Source organism: Morganella sp. HMSC11D09 (genome assembly GCF_001807955.1).
Classification (GTDB): Bacteria; Pseudomonadota; Gammaproteobacteria; order Enterobacterales; family Enterobacteriaceae; genus Morganella; species Morganella morganii.
Genome location: NZ_KV791672.1, coordinates 22070 through 39674 on the forward strand (window position 1 = coordinate 22070; position 17605 = coordinate 39674).

Annotated in this window: 13 protein-coding genes; 10 read left to right on the top strand and 3 right to left on the bottom strand. The window is 50.0% G+C overall.

Features of this window, described 5'->3' with window-relative positions:
• Window positions 1-16: 16 nt before the first annotated feature.
• The 6 genes from atpG (at window position 17) to HMPREF3119_RS06210 (ending at window position 7620) form a co-directional block, all read left to right on the top strand.
• On the top strand, window positions 17-880 hold the full coding sequence (atpG, locus tag HMPREF3119_RS06185) for a F0F1 ATP synthase subunit gamma (RefSeq protein ID WP_004240209.1): 864 nt from the start codon (window positions 17-19) through the stop codon (window positions 878-880).
• A 35-nt stretch (window positions 881-915) separates the two neighbouring features.
• The gene (gene atpD / locus HMPREF3119_RS06190; RefSeq protein ID WP_004236732.1) at window positions 916-2298 is read left to right on the top strand and encodes a F0F1 ATP synthase subunit beta; all 1383 of its coding nucleotides are present in this window, start codon (window positions 916-918) and stop codon (window positions 2296-2298) included.
• A 21-nt stretch (window positions 2299-2319) separates the two neighbouring features.
• Window positions 2320-2745: a F0F1 ATP synthase subunit epsilon gene (locus tag HMPREF3119_RS06195; protein ID WP_004236731.1), complete on the top strand. Its 426-nt coding sequence runs from the start codon at window positions 2320-2322 to the stop codon at window positions 2743-2745.
• A gap of 129 nt (window positions 2746-2874) precedes the next feature.
• The gene (gene glmU, locus HMPREF3119_RS06200; RefSeq protein WP_070578990.1) at window positions 2875-4248 is read left to right on the top strand and encodes a bifunctional UDP-N-acetylglucosamine diphosphorylase/glucosamine-1-phosphate N-acetyltransferase GlmU; all 1374 of its coding nucleotides are present in this window, start codon (window positions 2875-2877) and stop codon (window positions 4246-4248) included.
• 94 nt (window positions 4249-4342) lie between these two features.
• Window positions 4343-6172 (top strand): glutamine--fructose-6-phosphate transaminase (isomerizing), encoded by a 1830-nt coding sequence (glmS, locus tag HMPREF3119_RS06205; RefSeq protein ID WP_004236729.1) that lies wholly within the window; start codon window positions 4343-4345, stop codon window positions 6170-6172.
• A 287-nt stretch (window positions 6173-6459) separates the two neighbouring features.
• Window positions 6460-7620: a methyl-accepting chemotaxis protein gene (locus HMPREF3119_RS06210; protein WP_225310096.1), complete on the top strand. Its 1161-nt coding sequence runs from the start codon at window positions 6460-6462 to the stop codon at window positions 7618-7620.
• Here HMPREF3119_RS06210 and HMPREF3119_RS06215 read toward each other — a convergent pair.
• The 3 genes from HMPREF3119_RS06215 to nagK form a co-directional block, all read right to left on the bottom strand.
• Entirely contained in the window at window positions 7611-9152 is a 1542-nt protein-coding gene (locus tag HMPREF3119_RS06215) for a methyl-accepting chemotaxis protein (protein ID WP_004236727.1), read from the bottom strand. The two genes, HMPREF3119_RS06210 and HMPREF3119_RS06215, sit on opposite strands and share 10 nt — an antisense overlap.
• A 466-nt stretch (window positions 9153-9618) precedes the next feature.
• Complete coding sequence (locus tag HMPREF3119_RS06220; protein WP_015422364.1) at window positions 9619-10383, bottom strand: DUF2169 family type VI secretion system accessory protein; 765 nt, start codon at window positions 10381-10383, stop codon at window positions 9619-9621.
• 231 nt (window positions 10384-10614) lie between these two features.
• On the bottom strand, window positions 10615-11526 hold the full coding sequence (nagK, locus tag HMPREF3119_RS06225; RefSeq protein WP_064483654.1) for an N-acetylglucosamine kinase: 912 nt from the start codon (window positions 11524-11526) through the stop codon (window positions 10615-10617).
• A gap of 203 nt (window positions 11527-11729) precedes the next feature.
• On the opposite strand from nagK, the gene asd reads away from it, so the two are divergent.
• The 4 genes from asd to glsA all read left to right on the top strand — a co-directional run bounded on the left by asd (window position 11730) and on the right by glsA (window position 17590).
• Window positions 11730-12839 carry an aspartate-semialdehyde dehydrogenase gene (asd, locus tag HMPREF3119_RS06230; RefSeq protein WP_070578992.1) on the top strand — a complete coding sequence of 370 codons (1110 nt, stop codon included), beginning with the start codon at window positions 11730-11732 and terminating at the stop codon, window positions 12837-12839.
• 889 nt (window positions 12840-13728) lie between these two features.
• The gene (locus tag HMPREF3119_RS06240) at window positions 13729-15111 is read left to right on the top strand and encodes a glutamate decarboxylase (RefSeq protein ID WP_004236721.1); all 1383 of its coding nucleotides are present in this window, start codon (window positions 13729-13731) and stop codon (window positions 15109-15111) included.
• A 71-nt stretch (window positions 15112-15182) separates the two neighbouring features.
• On the top strand, window positions 15183-16664 hold the full coding sequence (gene gadC / locus HMPREF3119_RS06245; RefSeq protein ID WP_004240194.1) for a glutamine/gamma-aminobutyrate antiporter GadC: 1482 nt from the start codon (window positions 15183-15185) through the stop codon (window positions 16662-16664).
• Window positions 16661-17590 (top strand): glutaminase A, encoded by a 930-nt coding sequence (glsA, locus tag HMPREF3119_RS06250; protein WP_004236718.1) that lies wholly within the window; start codon window positions 16661-16663, stop codon window positions 17588-17590. Before gadC ends, glsA begins: the two co-directional genes overlap by 4 nt.
• Window positions 17591-17605: the final 15 nt, after the last annotated feature.

Below are 17605 nucleotides of genomic sequence, written 5' to 3' on the forward strand. Positions count from 1 at the left end.
TTCATGAGGAGAGCAAATGGCCGGCGCAAAAGAGATACGTTCTAAGATCGCCAGCGTACAAAATACGCAGAAGATCACTAAAGCGATGGAAATGGTCGCGGCGTCCAAAATGCGTAAAACGCAGGACCGCATGGCGGCCAGCCGTCCTTATGCAGAGACCATCCGCAGTGTGATTGGTCACATTGCATTAGGTAATCTGGAATATAAACATCCATACCTCGAAGAACGCGAGGTTAAGCGTGTCGGGTACCTGGTTGTTTCTACCGACCGTGGTTTGTGTGGTGGTTTGAACATTAACCTGTTCAAGAAGCTGATTGTCGAAATGAAAGACTGGTCTGACAAAGGTGTTCAGACTGATCTGGCTCTGATCGGGTCCAAAGCAACATCATTCTTCTCCTCTGTGGGCGGGAATGTGGTTGCTCAGGTAACCGGCATGGGGGATGACCCGTCGCTGGCTGACCTTATCGGTTCGGTAAAAGTCATGCTTCAGGCCTACGACGAAGGTCGTCTTGACAAGCTGTACATTGTAACTAACCGGTTTGTGAATACCATGTCTCAGGTTCCGACCATTGTTCAGGTTCTGCCGTTACCGCCAAGCGATGACGAAAACCTGAAGAAGAAAACCTGGGATTATTTATACGAACCTGATCCTAAAGCGTTACTGGATTCCCTTTTACGGCGCTACATCGAAGCGCTGGTATACCAGGGCGTTGTGGAAAACCTGGCCAGTGAGCAGGCCGCCCGTATGGTTGCAATGAAAGCTGCAACTGATAACGGCGGTAACATGATCAAAGAGCTGAATTTAGTTTACAACAAAGCGCGTCAGGCAAGCATTACACAAGAACTCACCGAGATTGTGTCCGGTGCTGCCGCGGTTTAACACCCGGGTTTTACGAATTACGTAGAGGATTCAAGATGGCTACTGGAAAAATCATCCAGGTTATCGGCGCCGTTGTGGACGTCGAATTTCCTCAGGATGCAGTACCGAAAGTGTACGATGCGCTTGAGGTAACAAATGGTAAAGAAAAACTGGTGCTGGAAGTTCAGCAGCAGTTAGGCGGCGGGGTTGTCCGTTGTATCGCTATGGGTACATCTGATGGTCTGAGCCGTAATCTGGAAGTAACCGATTTAGGCCACCCGATCGAAGTCCCTGTCGGCGTGAAAACCTTAGGACGTATCATGAACGTTCTGGGTGATCCGATCGATATGAAAGGTGACATCGGCGCAGAAGAAAAATGGTCTATTCACCGTGCTGCACCAACATACGAAGAACTGTCTAACTCCCAGGAACTGCTGGAAACAGGTATCAAAGTAATGGACCTGATCTGCCCGTTCGCGAAGGGTGGTAAAGTCGGTCTGTTCGGTGGTGCGGGTGTGGGTAAAACCGTAAACATGATGGAACTGATCCGTAACATCGCGATCGAGCACTCCGGTTACTCTGTATTCGCAGGGGTCGGTGAGCGTACCCGTGAAGGTAACGACTTCTATCATGAAATGACAGACTCCAACGTTCTGGACAAAGTATCACTCGTGTACGGCCAGATGAACGAGCCACCGGGAAACCGTCTGCGCGTTGCTCTGACCGGTCTGACCATGGCGGAAAAATTCCGTGATGAAGGCCGCGATGTACTGCTGTTCGTTGATAACATCTACCGTTATACCCTGGCCGGTACTGAAGTATCCGCGCTGTTAGGCCGTATGCCTTCAGCGGTAGGTTACCAGCCGACACTGGCGGAAGAAATGGGTGTGCTTCAGGAACGTATCACATCGACCAAAACAGGCTCTATCACGTCTGTACAGGCCGTTTACGTCCCTGCGGATGACTTAACTGACCCGTCTCCTGCAACCACGTTCGCCCACCTTGATGCGACCGTCGTTCTGAGCCGTCAGATTGCGTCTCTGGGTATCTACCCTGCGGTTGACCCGCTGGATTCCACCAGCCGTCAGCTTGACCCGCTCGTTGTTGGTCAGGAGCACTACGATGTTGCCCGTGGCGTACAGTCAATCCTCCAGCGTTATCAGGAACTGAAAGATATCATCGCAATCCTCGGGATGGATGAGCTGTCAGAAGAAGATAAACTGGTTGTTGCACGTGCCCGTAAAATCCAGCGCTTCCTGTCTCAGCCGTTCTTCGTGGCAGAAGTCTTCACCGGTTCACCGGGTAAGTTCGTTTCCCTGAAAGACACTATCCGTGGCTTTAAAGGTATCCTGGAAGGTGATTACGATCATCTGCCGGAGCAGGCGTTCTACATGGTTGGTACCATCGAAGAAGCTGTGGAAAAAGCGAAGAAGATTTAATCCGGTTGACAGGAGGCTGATATGTCTGCAATGACGTTTCACCTGACGGTAGTAAGTGCCGAAAAACAACTGTTTAAGGGCTTAGTCCAGAAGATTCAGGTGACAGGCAGTGAAGGTGAGCTGGGTATTTACCCGATGCATACCCCGCTGCTGACTGCCATAAAACCGGGCATGGTACGGATTGTTAAGCAATTTGGTGAAGAAGAGCTTATCTACCTTTCAGGCGGAATGCTCGAAGTACAGCCAAACGGCGTTATCGTACTTGCGGACACGGCTATCCGTGCAAACGATCTGGATGCTGCACTGGCGATGGAATCAAAACGCCGCGCAGAAGAAAACATCCGGAAAGCACATGGTGACGTGGATTATGCTCAGGCATCAGCCGAACTGGCAAAAGCAATTGCAAAATTACGTGTAATTGACGAATTAGCCAAGAAGATGATGTAACCGAGGCAGTTAAAATATAAAAGCCAGTCAGTATCCGCTGACTGGCTTTTTTGCGTTGCGAAATATGTGGTATTTTCGTGTGTAAACAGGTTTACTTGGCACTCTAAAAGAGGAGCGATCAGATTTCTTATGTCTACGAATGCTAAAAGTGTGGTAATTCTCGCTGCGGGTAAAGGTACCCGGATGTACTCCGCGCTGCCGAAGGTGTTACATCACCTGGCGGGCAAACCGATGGTTCAGCATGTGATTGATACTGCCCTTTCACTGGGCGCACAGAATGTGCATCTGGTTTACGGACACGGCGGTGATTTATTACAGAATACGCTGTCGGATCAGAATCTGAACTGGGTTTTACAGGCAGAACAACTGGGAACCGGGCATGCGATGCAGCAGGCTGCACCTCACTTTGCCGATGACGAAGATATTCTGATGCTGTACGGCGATGTTCCGCTGATCGCGGCTGAAACCCTGGAACGCCTGATGGCGGTCAAACCGGAAGGCGGCATTGGCCTGCTGACGGTGATCCTGGATAACCCGGCGGGTTACGGCCGCATCATCCGTGAAAACGGACTGGTGACCGGGATTATCGAACAGAAAGATGCCTCTGAAGAGCAGCAGAAAATCAAAGAAATCAATACCGGTATTCTGGTTGCCAATGGTGGTGATCTCAAACGCTGGTTAGCAAAACTGAACAACAATAATGCGCAGGGTGAATTTTATATCACCGATATTATTGCCATTGCGCATCAGGAAGGACGTCGTATTGAGACGGTTCATCCGGAAAAACTGAGTGAAATGGAAGGGGTGAATAACCGCCTTCAGCTCGCGGCGCTGGAGCGTATTTATCAGCGTGAACAGGCTGATCGTCTGTTGCTCGAAGGTGTGATGATTCTGGATCCGGCGCGTTTTGACCTGCGCGGCACTCTGACACACGGCAAAGATGTCATCATTGACGTGAATGTCATTATCGAAGGCAATGTGACTCTCGGTAATAATGTGGTAATTGGCGCCGGTTGTGTGCTGAAAGATTGCGTTATCGGTGATGGCTCGGTGCTCAGCCCGTATACCGTGGTGGAATCATCTGAAATGGCCCGCGACTGTACTGTCGGTCCGTTTGCCCGTCTGCGTCCCGGCTCTGTGCTGGCAGACAAAGCCCATGTCGGCAACTTTGTTGAAATGAAGAAAGCGACACTCGGCGTCGGCTCGAAAGCCGGACATCTCAGCTATCTTGGGGATGCGGAAATCGGTAACGATGTGAATATCGGTGCCGGAACCATCACCTGTAACTATGATGGCGCAAATAAATTCAAAACCGTGATCGGCGATGATGTTTTTGTCGGCTCTGATACTCAGCTGGTGGCGCCGGTCACTATCGGGAAAGGCGCGACCGTCGGTGCCGGTACAACCGTAACAAAAGATGTGGGTGATAATGAACTGGTGATAAGCCGGGTCAGACAAACCCAGATTGCCGGCTGGAAACGTCCGGTAAAAATGAAAAAGTAAATACAATAATAACCCCATATCTACACAGCCCGGGGACACGGCAACGCCGTAAAAACAATCAGGCAGGACATCGTTAAATCAGGAATTTACAACTATGTGTGGAATTGTTGGTGCAGTAGCACAACGTGATATCGCTGAAATTCTGTTAGAAGGGCTTCGTCGTCTGGAATACCGCGGGTATGACTCTGCCGGTATGGCGGTTGTGGACAGCGAAGGGCACCTGACCCGCCTGCGTGAAGTCGGTAAAGTGAAAATGCTGGCGGAAGAAGCAGAAAAAACGCCGGTTTCCGGCGGCACCGGTATCGCGCACACACGCTGGGCAACGCATGGCGAGCCTCTGGAACGCAACGCACACCCGCATGTTTCCGGAAATATCGCCGTTGTTCATAACGGTATTATTGAAAACTACAGTGAATTACGGGAATTACTGAAAGGCCGCGGCTATCAGTTCACTTCCGACACTGACACTGAAGTTATCGCACACCTGGTGAACTGGGAACATTCACAGGGCGGTACGCTGCGTGAAGCCGTACAGCGCGCTATCCCGCAGCTGCGCGGTGCATACGGTACGGTGATTATGGATTCCCGCACACCGGAACTGCTGGTTGCTGCCCGTTCAGGCAGCCCGCTGGTGGTCGGCCTGGGTGTCGGTGAAAACTTCCTCGCCTCTGATCAGCTGGCGCTGCTGCCGGTTACCCGCCGCTTTATCTACCTGGAAGAAGGGGATATCGTCGAAATTACCCGCCGTCATGTTCATATTTTTGACCGCAATGGTGATGAAGCAGAACGCGATGTGATTGAATCCAACGTTCAGTATGATGCCGGTGATAAAGGTATTTACCGTCATTATATGCAGAAAGAGATCTATGAGCAGCCGCTGGCCATCAAAAACACGATGGAAGGGCGTCTGCGCAATGAAACGGTCGAATTCAGCGAGCTGGGTGAAAAAGCCCGTGATGTGCTGTCCGGTATTGAGCATATCCAGATTGTTGCCTGCGGTACGTCATTCAACGCCGGGATGGTCTCCCGCTACTGGTTTGAAGCTCTGGCAGGTATTCCGTGTGATGTGGAAATCGCCTCTGAATTCCGTTACCGCAAACCGGCCTGCCGTAAGAACAGCCTGCTGATCACCATTTCACAATCCGGTGAAACCGCAGATACCCTGGCGGCACTGCGTCTGGGTAAAGAGCTGGGCTATCTGACTTCTCTGGCTATCTGTAACGTTGCCGGTTCATCACTGGTGCGTGAATCTGATTTTGCTGTGATGACCAAAGCCGGGACTGAAATCGGTGTGGCCTCCACCAAGGCATTCACTACTCAGCTGACTGTTCTGCTGATGCTGGTGGCTTACCTCGGCCGCCTGAAAGGCAAAGGTGAAGCACTGGAGCACAGTATTGTGACAGCACTGCATGCGCTGCCGAGCCGTATTGAGAGTATGCTGTCTCAGGATAAAGTCATTGAGCAGCTGGCGGAAGATTTCTCAGACAAGAGCCACGCACTGTTCCTGGGCCGCGGGGATCAGTTCCCGATCGCGGTGGAAGGCGCGCTGAAACTCAAAGAGATCTCCTATATCCACGCAGAAGCCTATGCCGCCGGTGAATTAAAACACGGTCCGCTGGCACTGATTGACGCGGATATGCCGGTCATTATCGTGGCACCAAACAACGAACTGCTGGAAAAACTGAAATCCAACATTGAAGAAGTCCGTGCCCGTGGTGGTCTGCTGTATGTCTTCGCAGATAAAGACGCCGGTTTCAGCGACAGCGAAAATATGAAAATTATTCCGCTGCCGTATGTGGAAGAGCTTATTGCTCCAATCTTCTACACCATCCCGTTACAACTGCTCTCTTATCACGTTGCCTTAATTAAAGGTACTGATGTGGATCAGCCGCGTAACCTGGCGAAATCAGTGACGGTTGAATAAGCTGAGACTGATTTAGTTTCAGATAATTAATTAGTAAAGCCCGGCGCGTATCACCGTGATACACGCCGGGCTTTTTCTATCCCGCCATTCTCATCCTTAAGAAAAACAACATCATTATTTGACTAATAATCATATTTATAAACTAAATGTGATTAGGTTCACTTACTTATCAGTAATAGAATTTGAATTTATTTCTTTAATAACCAATTATATAGAAAGCCAAAAGAAAAAATAAATTAAGATTCAGGCACTAAAAATATCGCAAAATACCAATACTGGAGTAAGTTATGCTTAAACATATCAGTATAAGAACCGTCATTGTCGTCTTTCTCATCTGTAATTTCACTACAATTAATATTATCTTTCTCTTGCCCCTGTCCGCACTAATTAAATTAGTTATGCTTAATATTGTTAGTGTTTTTACGTTCGCCTGCTCATGGTTTTACATTACGAAGTATCTGGTTATGCCGATCAATGCCGTGAAAAACAGTATTGATGAGGTTAACGCCGGTAACTTGTCGGTGCGGATCCCGGTATTTGGTAATAACTGTGCCGGACGCCTGATCCCCGGGGTGAATCAGCTGGCGGAAAGCCTTTCTCTGCTGGTCAGTGAAATTCGCAGCTCATCAGATTCCGCATCTGTGTTGTCTGAGCAACTGGCAATGCGCAGTTTTGAGCTGTCTGCCAAGACGGAGCAGCAATCAGCCATGCTGGTGGAAACAGCGGCCAATATGGAGGAGATTGCCGCCGGGACTAAAAATAATGCGGAGAATACGGTGCTGGTCAGTGAGCATGCACAGGAAGCAACGGTGTTTGCCGGACATGGCGGTAAGCTGATGGAGGAAGTGGCCACCAATATGCATTCTATTAATGAATGCACCAATAAGATGACTGAAATCATCACCCTGATTGATTCCATTGCCTTCCAGACCAACATTCTGGCGCTGAATGCCGCTGTAGAGGCCGCCCGTGCCGGTGAGCACGGCAGAGGGTTTACTGTTGTGGCCGGTGAGGTCAGAAATCTGGCTCACCGCAGTTCAGAATCAGCGAAAAATATTAAATCCCTGATTGCGGTGACAACCGATAATGTTAAGCAGGGAGAGGATATTGTTCACCGCGCCGAAGTGAATATGAATAAGATTGTTGAGGGTGCGGAGCGGGTAAACGGCCTGATGGCGCAGATCTCTGTTTCCACACAACAGCAGCAGCAGGGGATTGAGCAGATAGCAACGGCCCTTTCCGAGCTGGAACAGGCAACTCAGGGCAGTGTGATGATCGCCGATGAGCTTGCCGGTTCTTCTGATGCGCTTAAGGCTCAGGTTGCGGATTTACAGTCACGGACACGGGATTTCCGCCTGACGGATCACGCCGCTGCTCAGTCACACAGCAAACCGGCATTAAACACCGGTAAACGGGTTGCGCGGTTTGCCGCATCAGCTCAGGCATGATTGCCGAAAACCTGAATTGCCTGCTGTAATCGCGAGGAGCGCCGTGTCAGTTCAGAGGTGGCACCGGTGACATTATTGACCATTTCAGTATTGTTGCCGGTCATGGTGCCGATACGGGCGACGGATTCATTGATAAGTTCCAGTGCCTGAGTCTGTTCTTTGGTGGCAAGACCGATTTCATTGATCATGGATGACATTTTCAGCACATCGGTGACCATTTCCCCGAGCTGGGTTTCGGTCTGCTCTGCCATTGTCACGCCGGTGCGGACATTGGCCGCGTTTTTCTCAATCAGGGTTTTTATCTCTTTGGCGGCAGAGGCGGAATGCAGCGCCAGGTTGCGCACCTCTGCGGCCACAACAGAAAAGCCCCGTCCGGCATCCCCTGCACGGGCGGCTTCCACCGACGCATTCAGCGCCAGAATGTTAGTCTGAAAAGCAATACGGTCAATCACACCGATGATATCAACAATCTGATTATTATCCGCAGAAATGGTATGCATCATATCGATGGTTTTCTGCATGGTTTCGTTGCTTTGTGTTGCGCTGTTACTCGCATTACCGGCGATATTCATCGTCAGATAAACACTCTCGGCAGTCTGCTGCACCGCACTGCTGATTTCCTCAATGGCGACTGCGGTTTGCTGCAGATGGGCGGATGCCTCTTCAGAGCGGGTATGCAGCGCGGTGGTTTCCTGTGAAACCCGCTGGTTGATAGCGCGGATCCCGGCAACCTGTGTGCTGACATCATCCACCAGCGAGTTCAGATTAAGCCCGGACTGATTCACCAGACGCATCAGTAATCCGATCTCATCAACCCTGTCCATATGCACCGGATCCGGTTTCCGTCCGGAAACGACTTTTTTCATCTGTGACAGCAGTAATTTAACCGGCTGAGAGACTTGTGACTGAAGGTAAACCGACAGCAGAATAAATAAAGCCGCCACACCGCCCGCCTGAATAAACGGATTTAACGGTGAAAATACCAGAGCCAGGGTTAATAACATTACAGTTAATAAGGAATAATTAATCCGCTGCCCGACCGGCAACCATTTCAGTAATGATAAAAATGCCAGTTTACCTTTGCGGATAATAATACCTTTAAAAAGACGATATCCGTTTAATTTATTACTCTTTAACCTGCTGTAAAGTGAGGCGCTTTTTTTTATTTCATCACGGGTTGGTACTGTCCGGACAGAAATATAGCCTGTCAGTTTTTTATCGTGCCAGACCGGGGTGACATTTGCCCGCACCCAGTAATGGTCGCCGTTACGGCAGCGGTTCTTGATAATACCTGTCCAGCTGTCACCCTGCTGCAGGGTATACCACATATCGGCAAAGGCTGCCGGGGGCATGTCCGGGTGGCGGATAATATTATGAGGCTGTCCGGTTAATTGCCCTTCCTCAAACCCGCTTGCGGTAATAAATGCAGAGTTTGCATAGGTTATATGGCTCTGAGTGTCAGTGGTTGACATTAATATTGCATTATCGTTAAGCGAGTATTCATGCTGTGTGACAGGCATGTTGTTTTTCATGATAACCCCGGGTGATATAAAATAATTAACAAATAGCCCTCCGCACTGTAAAAAAACAGTACAGAATGGTTGTTTTATTTTTTGGCTAATATATTAGCAATTGACCGGGAAATATAGATTTTTTTATTTTTAAAAATTATTTTTTGTCATGAAAATGAAACAATTTAAGCGATCTTTAATTATTAAATTAATATTATGGTTGTTCTTTTTTATTGATGTGACAACGGTTTTTATGTTATTCGTTTTTTATATCGGATAGGAATTTTAAATTTAAATAAATCTCAGTTTCGGAATTTTTAAATCATTACTTAACCGTAATTTTCAGTCAAGACAATGGCGGCATTTTTAAGGTAAATGTGTACCGGTTATCTGGCCGGATGATCCGGAATGTGGCGCAGCGTCATTTCGGCGATATTCAGTGATTCCGGCAGAGCGATACGGTAAGTGCAGAACACTTTTCTCAGGTTCATGTCCACAACGACGGTGTCGGGTGGGCACCACACCAGTAATTGAGGTTATCCGGTGTCTGCGGCGGGTGTGATGACACCGGGTCATTATCCCCGGCGTACTCTGCCCGTCCCTGCCAGGTCCGGCCGAAAAAACCGAAACCGTCCGGGCGGAGTATCTGACTGATATGCTCTGCCGGGATATCCGGGGATTCTATCTGATGCGCCGGTAACTGTGTTTTATCACACTGAGCCAGAAATTCCGCCGGATACCAGCCCATACCAACCGGGTTTGCCGGAGAGGTAAAAACCGTATCACCGGCGCTGTATGTACCGCCGGAGGCATGCTCATAACGGATATCAAGATAACTGATCGGTTCAGATTCTGTGAGAAACCACTCGTCATCCTCCTTTACCCAGTAACGGGGACCGAATATGCGCAGGACTTTCTGATATTTTCCGATCTGAATACCGACATCAAAAACCGGAACCGGATTATTTTCCGGGACAAATGCTGTGGCGTTAATGACAATATCAGTTTTTGGTTTATAAGGGGCTAAATCACTTTCGTATTCAATACTGGTATCAACCATTTCATTGTAGCTGACATCCGTATAATTCAGCAGGGATTGTTCCGGGGAAATAACAAGCTGGCTCTGTCCGTCACGGTTATTTATCCGGATATCATAGGTAATACGTGATGCAACGATATGAAATGTATCATGTTGCTGATTATCGCTGTCATAATTCAGCGCCGGAAAAATAGTGTGGTTGATAAAATTCATGACATTAGCCTTTATAACAGATAAAAAATCACAAAAATACGCAATTTCCCTCAGGCTGATGTAATACAAGGCAGATATAATAATATCCTATGTATAAACACGATATTTTTACGGATTCAGCCGGTTTTTAATATCGCTAATGTAGTCTTTTTCCGGGAAAAGAATATAAGAGTTAGCCGATATTCTTTTTATTATTTACCGCCCGCACCGCAGGCGGTAAATAAAGGTTTATCAGCCGGAAAAATTGAGACAGGCTGCGCCCCGGGCGCCGCCGGAATCTCCGTAGCGGGCTTTATGAATGGCGGGCAGTGAGGCAACGCCATAGAGATACTGCGGCAGGTATTCCGGCAGCAGGCGGTAAATATCCTCAAACTGTGATAATCCGCCGCCGATCACCAGCAAATCAGGATCAAAGACACTCAGCACATTTCCCAGATAGTGCGCGAGCAGCGACATATACCGCTCAACGTGCAGTTTTGCATTATGATCACCGTCGTAGTAACGGGCGATAATATCAACTGCACTGAGCTTTTCGCAGTAAAATGCCGTGAAAATCCGCTCAAATCCGGGGCCGGAAAGATAAGTTTCAAAACAGCCGGTTTTTCCGCAGCCGCAGAGGGTCTCCGGAACCTGATGCCCGAGAAGCTTATCCCCTTCCAGCGTCATATTGATGTGGCCGATTTCACCGGCGATCCCGTTTTTCCCCGGTAACACGGTGCCGTTAATCACAAAGCCGCCGCCGACACCGGTACCGAGGATCAGCCCCAGTACTGTCGGATAGTGGCGGAATGCCGGATCCCAGGCTTCGGAGAGTGCAAAGCAGTTGGCGTCATTTTCAATTTTTACCGGGCGCTGCAATATGGTTTCCAGATCATGACGCAGCGGCTGATACTGAGCGGCAGGCACATTGGTGGTAAACACCGTTCCTTTTTCATGATTCACAATGCCGGGAACGCCGATGCCGATTTTTCCTTTGCATCCGAGTTCGCTATCCGCCTGTTCTGTCAGTTGTCTGAGTGCTTCAAGCAGCGCGGCGTAGCTCTCTTTCGGTGTCGCAATACGCTTTTGCCAGACCGGTTCCAGTGCTTCATTAAAAACGGCAAGCTCAATTTTTGTCCCGCCCATATCAAAACCGTAATACATGATGATTCCGCCCTGTTCTGATCACTGTTGTGTTATCCCCAGCATAAAGCACCGGCGGCCGGATGAGAACCCGTCGTCTGATATAAGTCCCGCTTCTGAACAGCGGGGGATCATCAATAAATTCACTTGCACCGTTATCTATATTTTGTCAGGTTAAGAGTATTGCAAACGCAGTTCAGATGAGAATAAAAGGAAACATCGCGATGAAAAATGTGGGATTTGTCGGCTGGCGCGGGATGGTGGGGTCTGTGCTGATGCAGCGCATGACAGAAGAGCGGGATTTTGACGGGATCCGTCCGGTATTTTTCTCAACCTCGCAGAGCGGCGGGGAAGCGCCGTCATTTGGCGGACACTGCAGCACGTTACAGGATGCATTTGATATTGATGCACTGCGCGCGCTCGACATTATTATCAGCTGCCAGGGCGGCGATTACACCAATGATGTCTATCCGAAGCTGCGTCAGAGCGGCTGGGACGGCTACTGGATTGATGCGGCATCAGCACTGCGGATGAATGATGACGCCATTATTATTCTCGACCCGGTGAACGGTAAGCATATAGAAGAAGGGCTGAACCGCGGCATTAAAACATTTGTCGGCGGTAACTGTACGGTCAGCCTGATGCTGATGTCCCTGGGCGGCCTGTTTGAGGCTGATTTGGTGGAGTGGGCCTCTGTGGCGACCTACCAGGCGGCATCCGGTGCCGGTGCGCGTCATATGCGTGAACTGCTGGCGCAGATGGGGGCACTGAATGCCCATGTGGTGAAAGAGTTACAGGACCCGGCGTCCGCAATTCTGGATATTGAGCGCAAAGTCACTGAATTTACCCGCAGTGGTGCATTACCGGCGGAACAGTTCGGTGTACCGCTGGCCGGGAGCCTGATCCCGTGGATTGATAAGCAGCTGGATAACGGCCAGAGCCGCGAAGAGTGGAAAGGGCAGGCTGAAACCAACAAAATTCTGTCACGCGGTCAGAATATTATTCCGGTGGATGGCTTGTGTGTCCGTATCGGCGCTCTGCGCTGTCACAGCCAGGCATTTACCCTGAAACTGAAGAAAGATCTGCCGGTTGCAGAGATTGAGTCTCTGCTGGCTGCCCATAATGAGTGGGTTCGCGTGGTACCGAATGATCGCGATATTACCGTGCGCGAGCTGACCCCGGCGGCGGTTACCGGCACACTGAAAACGCCGGTCGGGCGCATCCGTAAACTGAATATGGGGCCGGATTATATCTCCGCGTTTACTGTGGGTGACCAGCTTCTGTGGGGTGCTGCAGAACCGTTACGCAGAATGCTGAATATTTTGCTGAAATAACGATAATAATCTGAAGATAGATTTCGATGTAGACCTATGTGTTGATTTTTTTACATGGGTCATTTTTTTTGTTTGCGTTTTGCTTTTTTTGCAGAATCTGCATCTTCTCACTGACTGAACCGGTTAAACAACCGGATGTGTGTGTTTTCTTCAGCTGAAAAATGCCTGTCAGGTCTATATTACCGGAATTATTGATACACTCCGTTTATTGTTTGTTATTTGCGCAAAATGCACCGGTAACATTTCGTTCCTGTCCCGTTTTTATTTTATTGTTAAAACTGTACATATAATATGTTGTATATCCCCGGTGCTGTTTTATAGCAGCTATTTAATCTTTCTGAGAATTAAAATCCGCGTCAGCAGCCGGAGAGACTGACTTAATGTTTATATTTAGTTGTATGTTTTAAATCACCCGCTGTATCTGTCCCTTTCCTGTTTTTTTGTCTGCGGTTCCCGGCGCTGTAAAAATGGCTTGATTCGGGTAATAAAAAAAGGCTCTGATTTCTGATCCTTCGTACCACCTGCTTTTTCCTGTCATTCATTCTTCTTTCGTTAATTTTAGTCTGTGAGTTTCTTATATAAACACATCCGGATTTCACAAAACCGTAACGAAATAAATAAATGTTTCTTTTGTGTTAATCCGGTTTTTTATTAACGGAATTTATTTATTATCGCAATGGTTAAATCAGATCACATAAGAAAATATAATTATTAACCTGTTTTACGGGTTTGAAAATTGCGCATTTCATAAGCTAATATACTTAGGTTGCTTCACTGAATGCACATTTTCAGCAGGAGATATCCTGTTTTTCCGTAAATTCCCGTGTTCAGAATGACAGAAGCGTTAATTAATTTTAACTATCAATAAGTGATCTGAGAAGGAGGTTTTATGTCTCTTCATGCAGTGAAAGGTAAAAATAGTTCAGAATTTATTGATATTTACGCATCAACGGACTCGGATGCAAAACTCCCTAAATACAAAATGCCGGACGACAGCAGTGACCCGCGAATTATTTACAGCGTGGTCCGTGACGAATTACTGCTGGATGGTAACTCCCGTCAGAATCTGGCGACATTTTGTACAACATGGGTTGAGGATGAAGTCAAACAGCTGATGACCGACAGTGTCGATAAAAACATGATCGACAAAGACGAATATCCGCAAACTGCAGAAATTGAAAGCCGCTGTGTGCATATTATTGCCGACCTGTGGAATTCCCCGCAGGCACAGGAAACTATCGGCTGCTCTACCACCGGCTCCAGTGAGGCGGCAATGCTCGGCGGGCTGGCAATGAAATGGCGCTGGCGTAAAAACCGCGAAAAACAGGGGAAAGAGACCGGTAAGCCGAACCTGGTAACCGGCCCGGTACAGGTGTGCTGGGAAAAATTTGCCCGCTATTTTGATGTGGAACTCCGGCAGATCCCGCTGGAAGGTGATGCCCTCGGTATGCAGCCGTCTGATCTGCGCAAATATTGCGATGAAAACACCATCGGCGTGGTGGCGACACTGGGGGTCACGTTTACCGGAATTTATGAGCCGGTGGCGGAACTGGCAAAAGAACTGGATGCAATACAACGGGATACCGGCCTTGATATTCCGCTGCATGTTGACGGTGCCAGCGGCGGGTTTATCGCGCCGTTTATCCAGCCGGAACTGGTGTGGGATTTCCGGATTGAGCGGGTGAAATCCATTAACAGCTCCGGACACAAATACGGCCTGTCACCGCTGGGTGTCGGCTGGGTGGTCTGGCGCAGCAAAGAAGACCTGCCGGAAGAGCTGGTTTTCAATGTCGATTATCTCGGCGGCAATATGCCGACATTTGCACTGAACTTTTCCCGTCCCGGCGGGCAAATCATTGCACAGTATTATAATTTCCTGCGTCTGGGACGCGCCGGTTATACCAAAATTCAGCAGGCGTGTGCAGATACTGCGCAATGGCTTGCGGATGAACTGAACAAGCTGGGGATTTTCGACCTGGTGTATGACGGCCGCGGCGCACTGCCGGCGGTGGCTTACAAGCTGAAACCGGGCGTGACACAGTTCAATCTGTATGACCTTTCCGACCGCATCCGTACACGCGGCTGGCTGATAGCCTCTTATCCGCTCCCGGCGGACAGAGAGAAAACCGTTGTTCAGCGCATTATGATCCGTCACGGCGTCAGCCGCGACCTGGCTGCACTGCTGCTGGATGATATCAAGCGGGCTATCGATCACTTCAGACAAAACCCGGTAGTGAACTCGACTGCCAAAGCCACCTTCCATCACGGTTAATTTTTATACAATGACCTCCGGCCGGTATCAGCGGCCGGAGGATCTCACTCATTATCCTCCGGGGTGCTTTTATGACTGATACTTCAACTAAAAAACCGTCTTCCGGTGCAGCAAAACTGACTGTCGGCACACTTATCGTCATGAATATTGTGGCGGTGGTGAGCCTGCGCGGTTTGCCTGCCGAAGCGGAATACGGTCTCAGTGCGATTTTCTATTATCTGTTTGCTGCGGTGTTTTTCCTGATCCCGGTATCACTGGTTGCTGCTGAACTGGCCACCGGCTGGTCAGAGAAAGGCGGGGTGTTCCGCTGGGTCGGCGAGGCGTTCGGGCCGCGTCTGGCGTTTCTGGCGATGGCGATGCTGTGGATTGAGGTGACGGTCTGGTTCCCGACCGGGCTGACATTCGGGGCGGTATCTCTCGCCTTTATCGATCCGCATCAGACATTTGACGAAGCGCTGGCGGCAAATAAATTCTTTGTGCTCGGTATTGTCCTGTTTATCTACTGGCTGGCGACCTTTATTGCCTTTAAAGGCGTGGGCGCGTTTGCCCGGGTATCAAAATGGGGCGGGATTATCGGGACGATTGTTCCGGCGATCATTCTGATTGTGCTCGGTTTCTCCTACCTGTTCAGCGGCCAGACGCCGCAGATTGACCTGGCGTGGGATCAGGTTCTGCCGGATTTCTCAAACTTCGATAACATTGTGCTGGCGGCCAGTATTTTCCTGTTTTATGCCGGTATGGAAATGAACGCTATCCACGTGAAAGACATTGATAACCCGACCAAAAACTACCCGAAAGCCATCATTCTGGCGGCGGCGGGTACGGTGGCTATCTTTGTGCTGGGTACGCTGGCAATCGCCTTTATCATTCCTCAGTCCGATATCAGCCTGACCCAGAGTCTGCTGGTGGCTTACGATGACATGTTCAAATGGGCACACATTCCGTGGATGGGGCCGATTGTCGCCGTCATGCTGGCTATCGGTGTGCTGGCGAGTGTGGTGACCTGGGTTGCCGGGCCGTCTTCCGGTCTCCTGGAAGTGGCGAAAGCGGGCTATCTGCCGCACTGGTTCCAGCATACCAACAAGAACGGGATGGCAACACATATCCTGCTGGTACAGGCTGTGCTGGTCTCTCTGCTGGCGGTACTGTTTGTGGTGCTGCCGTCCGTGCAGGCGGCTTATCAGATCCTCAGTCAGCTGACGGTTATTCTCTATCTGATTATGTATATGCTGATGTTCAGCGCCGCGATTTACCTGCGCTTCAGTCAGCCGCAGCGTGCGCGTCCGTACCGGATCCCGGGCGGTAATGCGGGGATGATTATCCTCGGCGGTATGGGGCTGCTCGGCTCATTAACCGCGTTTCTGTTCAGCTTTATCCCGCCGGCTCAGATTGCGGTCGGCAGCCCGGAAGTGTATGTGGGGGCGCTGATCGGACTGACCGTTCTGTTCGTTCTTCTTCCGTTTGTTGTTTATCAGATCCGTAAACCCGGCTGGCGTGATCCGGACAGTGATTTCGCACCGTTTACATGGGAAAACAAAGGAAAAGCATCATGACAGATTTAACAGCAATCAAACAGGCAGTGACCAATGCCTGGCAGCAGTTTCATCAGGCTCCCGGCGGTGCGAATGCGGATTATATTCCGTTCCTGGCTAATATCCCGTCCGACCTGGCGGCGGTTGCGGTAGTCACTGCTCAGGGCGATATTATCAGCAGCGGTGATGCTGATTACCGGTTTGCCATCGAGTCAATTTCCAAAGTCTGCACGCTGGCACTGGCACTGGAGGATATCGGCCCGCAGGCGGTTCAGGATCAGATTGGTGCGGATCCGACCGGGCTGCCGTTTAACTCTGTGATGGCGCTGGAGCTGCATAACGACAAGCCGTTGTCGCCGCTGGTGAATGCCGGTGCGATCGCGACCGTCAGTGCGGTCACCGCAAAATCTGCCGATGAACGCTGGCAGCGCATCCTGACCATGCAGCGCCGTCTCGGGTCGGAGAATATTGCTCTGTCGGACGAACTGAATCAGTCAGAGCAGACCACCAATTTCCATAACCGGGGCATATCCTGGCTGCTTTACGCCGCTCAAAACCTCTATTGTGACCCGATGGAGGCCTGTGATGTGTATACCCGCCAGTGCTCCACACTGCTGACCACCAAAGAGCTGGCCACAATGGGCGCGACACTGGCCGGACACGGCAAAAACCCGGTGACCGGTGAGCAGGTGCTGAACCCGGCACATACTCCGTTTATCCTGGCAGAAATGACCATGGAAGGGCTGTACGGCCGCTCCGGTGACTGGGCATACACAGTCGGGTTACCGGGCAAAAGCGGGGTCGGCGGGGGGATCCTCGCAGTGGTACCGGGTGTGATGGGGATAGCGGCATTTTCACCGCCGCTGGATGATGACGGAAACAGTGTCAGAGGCCAGAAAATGGTGGCTTCGGTTGCCGCCGCACTGGGATATAACCTTTACCGGTGATCCCGCTGATAACGA

Coding starts and splice junctions, on each gene's coding strand:
- glsA (WP_004236718.1), top strand. CDS start 16,661: ATGACAGATTTAACAGCAATCAAACAGGCAGTGACCAATGCCTGGCAG.
- asd (WP_070578992.1), top strand. CDS start 11,730: ATGAAAAATGTGGGATTTGTCGGCTGGCGCGGGATGGTGGGGTCTGTG.
- glmU (WP_070578990.1), top strand. CDS start 2,875: ATGTCTACGAATGCTAAAAGTGTGGTAATTCTCGCTGCGGGTAAAGGT.
- HMPREF3119_RS06210 (WP_225310096.1), top strand. CDS start 6,460: ATGCTTAAACATATCAGTATAAGAACCGTCATTGTCGTCTTTCTCATC.
- HMPREF3119_RS06215 (WP_004236727.1), bottom strand. CDS start 9,152: ATGAAAAACAACATGCCTGTCACACAGCATGAATACTCGCTTAACGAT.
- gadC (WP_004240194.1), top strand. CDS start 15,183: ATGACTGATACTTCAACTAAAAAACCGTCTTCCGGTGCAGCAAAACTG.
- atpG (WP_004240209.1), top strand. CDS start 17: ATGGCCGGCGCAAAAGAGATACGTTCTAAGATCGCCAGCGTACAAAAT.
- atpD (WP_004236732.1), top strand. CDS start 916: ATGGCTACTGGAAAAATCATCCAGGTTATCGGCGCCGTTGTGGACGTC.
- nagK (WP_064483654.1), bottom strand. CDS start 11,526: ATGTATTACGGTTTTGATATGGGCGGGACAAAAATTGAGCTTGCCGTT.
- HMPREF3119_RS06240 (WP_004236721.1), top strand. CDS start 13,729: ATGTCTCTTCATGCAGTGAAAGGTAAAAATAGTTCAGAATTTATTGAT.
- HMPREF3119_RS06195 (WP_004236731.1), top strand. CDS start 2,320: ATGTCTGCAATGACGTTTCACCTGACGGTAGTAAGTGCCGAAAAACAA.
- HMPREF3119_RS06220 (WP_015422364.1), bottom strand. CDS start 10,383: ATGAATTTTATCAACCACACTATTTTTCCGGCGCTGAATTATGACAGC.
- glmS (WP_004236729.1), top strand. CDS start 4,343: ATGTGTGGAATTGTTGGTGCAGTAGCACAACGTGATATCGCTGAAATT.